The sequence below is a fragment of the SAR324 cluster bacterium genome (assembly GCA_029245725.1).
Taxonomy (GTDB): domain Bacteria; phylum SAR324; class SAR324; order SAR324; family NAC60-12; genus JCVI-SCAAA005.
In genome coordinates, this window is sequence record JAQWOT010000382.1 from 1 (window position 1) to 6,068 (window position 6,068).

Annotated in this window: 5 protein-coding genes; all 5 read right to left on the reverse strand. The window is 46.1% G+C overall.

What is annotated here, in order from left to right; all coding sequences use genetic code 11:
- Window positions 1-590 (reverse strand): bifunctional DNA primase/polymerase (locus P8O70_20930; GenBank protein ID MDG2199305.1); only part of this gene is annotated, 590 nt, incomplete at its 3' end.
- A 318-nt stretch (window positions 591-908) separates the two neighbouring features.
- Window positions 909-1,145 carry a hypothetical protein gene (locus P8O70_20935; protein MDG2199306.1) on the reverse strand — a complete coding sequence of 79 codons (237 nt, stop codon included), beginning with the start codon at window positions 1,143-1,145 and terminating at the stop codon, window positions 909-911.
- A gap of 274 nt (window positions 1,146-1,419) precedes the next feature.
- Window positions 1,420-1,779 carry a hypothetical protein gene (locus P8O70_20940; protein ID MDG2199307.1) on the reverse strand — a complete coding sequence of 120 codons (360 nt, stop codon included), beginning with the start codon at window positions 1,777-1,779 and terminating at the stop codon, window positions 1,420-1,422.
- Window positions 1,780-1,980 carry a hypothetical protein gene (locus tag P8O70_20945; GenBank protein ID MDG2199308.1) on the reverse strand — a complete coding sequence of 67 codons (201 nt, stop codon included), beginning with the start codon at window positions 1,978-1,980 and terminating at the stop codon, window positions 1,780-1,782.
- A 505-nt stretch (window positions 1,981-2,485) separates the two neighbouring features.
- On the reverse strand, window positions 2,486-6,068 hold a 3,583-nt coding region (locus tag P8O70_20950), incomplete at its 5' end, for a hypothetical protein (GenBank protein ID MDG2199309.1).

The window sequence follows — 6,068 nt, forward strand, 5'->3', positions numbered from 1 at the left end:
CCCTTGTCCTCAATCACCCAGCCTCGACTTTGGAACAGTGCAATGAAGTCAATGGTGGAGTAATCGTAGAAAGTGGAGTCATTGCCAAAATTTCCAGCATCACCGTTGGAAAACCCCTGCTTCTCCTTTTTCTTGGAATGCCTGTTGAACTTTTGCTTACCGGCCTTGGCCGGATAACTTGCTGCCAGGGTTAGGTGATCAACAAATTGGATGTCCTGCCAACTTTCATCGAGCCAGCGGTATTCCCGCACGGTGGTGGGATGGATGGATGGTGGAGCTACCAATTGTGTCCCTGCACCTTGAACTTCCCCAGCGTGGTGTTTACCACTTGCGTCAGCAAAGACGATTTTCTCTGCACTGTCCGAGAGAACATAGTGGTGCCGCTTTCCACTACCAGTTTCGACAACGGGACCTCCCATCAGCCAGTTAAAGCCTTCATTGTCACTAGCCTGCTTCAGATGTTGTCTCCAGAGGGCCTCGTTGTCGTAGTCGATTCCAACAAGGTACTTACCGTCTGCCCTTTGGACGCCACAGAGTAGGCCCACGTTGTCTTCTGCAGAAAACAGATTCAGCAATGATTCTGTATCCAAGCCCTCATAGGTTTCCAGCTTCTGCCACTGCTTCCGGTAGGGTCGAATGGTATCGGGTAGAGCCCAAGTTGGTGATAGTGCCGAATTGCCTGATCCCGGTGTTTTCTCCGCTCTGCAGTTGGGCCAGTACTGGCTTTAAGATTGTTGTCTGACCCTGATTTGGACGTGACTTTACCTTTGTTTTTATTTATCATTTTATACCAATATTTAAATACTATAAATTGAGCCCCGGCGTTAGAGTTCCTAGGTCTTCGACCGGGTTTTTTTGTGGTTTTTGGACGAATTGTCCTTTAGCGACAAAGATTCAGTTCAACAGCGTTAGCGCTGTGGTACCAATCCTTCGTTGCGTCGGGACAGTGCCTCCAAATACCGCATCAACCTTTCGTGATCAACCAACACGCTCCTGCCGACCTGGATTGCACATCCATGGCGAAGCATATCTGGTTTACGATTGAAAAGGATCCATTGCAGATTAAGTGGGCACCTGCCGCTAGCAATGTAATGTGATGCCCGCTCCCATTGTGGGGTCGGGGTCAGTTTCGGTTTAATTTCCATTTTTTCCTTATTAGAAGTTATGAATTTCCTGGTGAATTCCAGGCTGAGCTACAAGTCACATATTTTTTTTCGCAATGTCAAACGGCTATCGGAAATCCGCAAATGCTGGTTCCTATCAGTATAGGAATTGAAAAATGTGGGGGATTTTTGTGTTTAGTTGGTGAAGATGGAGATTGAAGAGAATTATTTTCCTCTTCAAATTAGGAAATTTAGGCGGGAGTTTAAGTCATTACTGACATAGTGACGAAAAAATGAAGCGTTCGGCAATTGTGCTTCAGGCACTATTCTGTCGCGAGTATAGAGGTGAGGGTGCTTGGGTAAGAGAAGATTCAGGTTGTAGGAGGAACTTTGAAGAAGAGCATCGTAGGATCAGATTCAGTAGGTCCATCACCAATTTCTGCACATTATTCCCCTCGGTGATGGCGGTGCTCTTGGGGTTCATTGGACTTCCACTCTGACTAATGCATTGAGAGAGGAAGGAGTGCTTTGAGTCAATGAGTCTGTTTCTAAAGAGAAGATCCGCAACAGCTTTGGGGTAATCATTGGAGACCTGCCATTGCCACCTTCGACCTAATTTTACCTGTTCACTCAGTTCTAGGTATTCAACCCAGTCCTTGTCAACCATGGCATTCATTCACTTGTGTAGTTTTTCATTCTCTTCAGAGATATTTGCCAGGGCTGTTTCCAGTTGGGCTCTAGAGAATTTAGGCAGTTGCAGAGGAGCGAGGGAATGTGGATCAATTTGCAGGATGGGTTCAAAGTGAACAATGCCTAATTCTTCAGAGATCCCTGAAGCCAGGGAAGTCTGTTCATCAACAAGGGCCTGAAGGAACAAGGAACGGATTCTAGTGCTGCTGCCAGTGAGTTCCAGATGTTCTGTGGCAATGGCAGGTAGATTTCAGCGATTTCGACAACCTGCCTGTTCAGTGTCCCTGCGGTACTTAGGTGGCAATTGACCAGATGCACAAAGGGAGTCAATTGGAGTTGTTGGCAGAGGTCGATCACTCGGGCGATTTGGTGGTCCTGCGTCAGCTTCTTGAGTAGCTGGAGATCAGTGCTGCTGTATGGGGCTATTTTGCAGGAGTTTGAAGAAGCGTCGGCTCTTGTAAGCTGAGGAAGATTCGTTGGAGAGGTCTTGCAGAGGGATAATCAATCAAATTTTGAGATAGATTTGATTATTGCAACCCGGACGGAAAACGAATGGAGCAACTGAATGGGTAATCAAAAACGAAATATTGACGCAGTGACATTTATACTGAGACCGAATGGCCTTGCTCCCAACCACTAGAGCAACAACAATACACTTCATCCGAGGAAAAATAAATTTGAACTAACTTAGATTAGGGAACTGAAACATTGTTTTGGAAAGTGGAACTGATTCCGTAGGTTTCCAAATCATAATCAGCAGCACCCGAGTAGACTTGGTTTCGGAACTTACAGTTCGTACTGTTGCACTGATCATTTGTTCCACCTCCCATCAACCAGACCTTGGTGCTGCTAGCGCCGAGTGCATCGTTAAGAGAAAAATTCGACCTGTTAAAAGTTTGTCCAGGTCTCCTAAAATCTTGACCAACCTTGTAGTCTGTCAGCCACTGCAATGGGTTGCTGACCAGCAGTCCAATTTCTGAAGCTCCTGGTAAATTTTCGCCATTAGTTTTTAGTGTTGTCACTACCACAGCAGCGATCTGACCCTGGAATTCATCATTATTTTCGTAGCGAGAACCAACATAAAATTGACCTGCTACCGGGTTACCGGCTGTATTGCTCATGTACCACGTACCATAGGAATTGTCATTCTGGCCGTAGGTAGTCAATTGTGTGGCAGTATCAGATGATAAATCGACTTGCCAAACACGGAACCTATTAAAATTCTTCTGCTGATCTGAATTTCCGTAACTTCGACTGCAACCATCATAATCAACATAAAATCCGTACCATCTATTGCTATCCAGGGTAAATTTCGAGGTCCATTTATAATAGTTTTGATCATTGCCAAACCAGAAACGAAGCTTTTCGGCATTGGTTACTTCTAGAGAAATCCTGTATTCATTGTTTCTGTCCGAGCCAGCCGTCTGGGACAGTACTGAACCCTGACTGGAGTGTGCACTGGCTTTGAAGACTGAGGCCAAGGCAAAAGGTCTTCCAGCACTTGCGGAGACATAGGAACTGCCGGAACTACCAGCTAGCCCCCTACAATTAGTTGGACCGGATGCATCGATTTCCAGAGGATATTTATTATCTTTCTGTTTCGCGTAGCCATTGCTGGTGTTGAAGGTAATCGATTTAGTAAATGAGGTGGGTGTATCGTTGTCATATAAATTGCGAACCTGAGAGGCAGGCAAAGCTCTTTCATAAATTTTGAACTCATCAATGTAGCCTTTCCAAGGAAATGCCTCGCGGCGGTTTGTTCCAATTTTGAGAGCTTCCAGAGGTGTTCGCTGGTTGCTACCACTTAAAGAAGTTTTACTGAGAGATCCATTCATGTAGATTTGAGAGGTGCCATTGTCATGCTTTACAAAAGCAGCATGGTTCCAAGAGTTAGTTGGGTACGCGCTGCTTGCGACGGTATGAAGCTTGTTATTCGTATCACCAATTGCACTACGCCACCTGAGTTTCCCTCCGTCACTGTCTAATTGCCAACTCCAGTTTCCACCGTCATTTCCAGTTTCGGGTACGTATCTTGAGGACATCAAGCTACTAAAATTTGGCATGTCTGGATCTGCATAGTACCAAACGCTGACCGTAAAGTTGCCACTGCTAAAGAGGTTGCTTTCATTGTCATCATTTAGACTGTTGTTATAAGCATAGCCATTGCCTGCATTGAAATAGGCAGCAGTGCTTCCAGTACACCGGCTATTTGGAAAAGTAATCGTACCCCCACTGGCCACACTCAAATCATAACGCCCATCACCATACTTCCTTACCTTGTCATTGGCATTTCCAGCAAAGTCATAATGAACCAGTAAATCTGTATCGTTGTCAACATTGCAGGATGTCGTAGAAAAATTTGAGACTAAACCAGCATCCCGCATGTTGCTCTGTGCAGAAACACCAGCAACATTACCTGCCACCATCGTGTAGTGGTAACGACCAGCAGATAAGCCAGCATGAACATAGCTTGTAGCCGATCCATCACTGACTGTGAATGTGCCATCGTAAGTTGAACTGTTCGCCACATTGATGGAATAATTTACCGTGGAGTCCTGTTTGTAATAGAACTTGTAGTAGGTTGCTCCTGATAAAGTAGACCAACTCAATGTGACTTGCTGAGTAGCTGCAACAGCGTTGGTAAGGCTCGGTGTCCCACTTGGAGGAACTTCATCATTGAGAATCGTCAGTCTCGCCTGTTGTGTTCCCTCCTCAACTCCATTGGTGACGCTGGAGACATCAATACAAGCGGTCTCATTGTCTTCAACAGTCGTATCTCCATAAATGTTCACATCCTGGGTCGCCTGGGACTGACCAGCGGAAATCGTCATGGTAGAAGAGGAGTGCGCAAAATCGTTACTGCTCCCACTAGTAGCAGTACAGGAACTCCCTGAGCCATAGGCTAGATTGACAGTGACATTTGAGGAGTGAAGCTGATCCAGGTAAGCAGTGAGAGTGCGGGTCTGTGTGCCCGAGTTGCCCTCAGTCACCGTTGCATTGTCAAAACCGATTCCCACGCTTGGAGCAATCGGGGTCTGGTCTGCGACAGTGACAGGTGTATTTACGCTAAGTCCATTGTAGTTACTGTCTGATGAAGAGGTGGTGATGGTCAGATTTTCTGTCTGATTTCCGTCGGTCGTGTTGTCCTGGATCGCATGAATATAGACAGTTTGAGGTGTGTTCCAATTGCTTGTGGTGAAGGTCAATTGAGTAGGTTCCACGGTAAATTCAGTGGAAACTCCAGCAATATTGACTGTTACAGTTGCCGATGGCGCTGTGCTCAAAACAACGGTGATGTTATCCCTCCCTACATAATCATTTGCTCCGTTGGCTTTAAAAATCACGGCATCAAAACCTCCTGCTGAGGTTTCTCCATGAAATTTATAATCCCATGTCGAGGAACTATTGAGCACCCCTGCCTGCGTAGTTCCTGCAACATATAATTGACCCCCCTTTGTCACATACATGCCCAGTGGGAAATCAAAACCACTGTCCCCGCTTCCTGTGAGCCTGGCCCACTGTTCGGTACCAGAAGAATTAAACTTGGTGATTTGATAGTTGCCGTCAAGGTCATCATCATAGCCAGCAGGGCTGATGGAACTGTCATGCAGGGTGTAGATGTAGCCGGAGGAGTCAGCCCCAATTCCCCTGACAACATTTGCTCGGTGACTGGTGAATTTTGTCCACTCAAAAGCGCGGTCACTGGTTCTGATTGCATGAATGACTAAATGGTCACTGGCTGAGGTTGGTGCAGAAACCGAGTTAATGGTCCCCCCAGTTTGATCCTGGAGATAGATTGTTGCCCCACTGCTACTGAGGCCAAGATGCACTCCGTTTCCTTGGTCATGAGTGCTGTTGCCAATGAGTTTTGTCCATTGTCGGACATTGCTGCTGTTGTATTTACGGATGAACATATCCGTTTTTGAATTTCCATTGTGAGATTCAGAATCCAATGCTCCCGTAGTGCTACCCGCTACATAATAGTTCCCACTGTCATCGAAGGCCATATCGCTGGCAACCGTGTTGTTTGTGCCAGAAACTCCGAATTGGTCTGATCCCAAAATGTTTCCACTAGAATCCAGACGAGTAATGAAGGAGTCTTGGTAGGTAGCAGAAGCCGATGTTTTACTGGCTCCGCTCATTGTCCCCTTGGTACTGCCAATAATGTAGAGGGTGTTGTTGTCAACAACGGCATCGGCTACTTGATCGTTTTGTGCTGTTCCAAATTGCTTTGACCACTGTTTGGTACCATTACTCAAATACTTCGTAATGAAT

Excerpts from the sequence above, each read along its gene's own strand:
- P8O70_20935 (MDG2199306.1), bottom strand. The coding sequence starts at position 1,145 with ATGGAAATTAAACCGAAACTGACCCCGACCCCACAATGGGAGCGGGCA.
- P8O70_20940 (MDG2199307.1), bottom strand. The coding sequence starts at position 1,779 with ATGAATGCCATGGTTGACAAGGACTGGGTTGAATACCTAGAACTGAGT.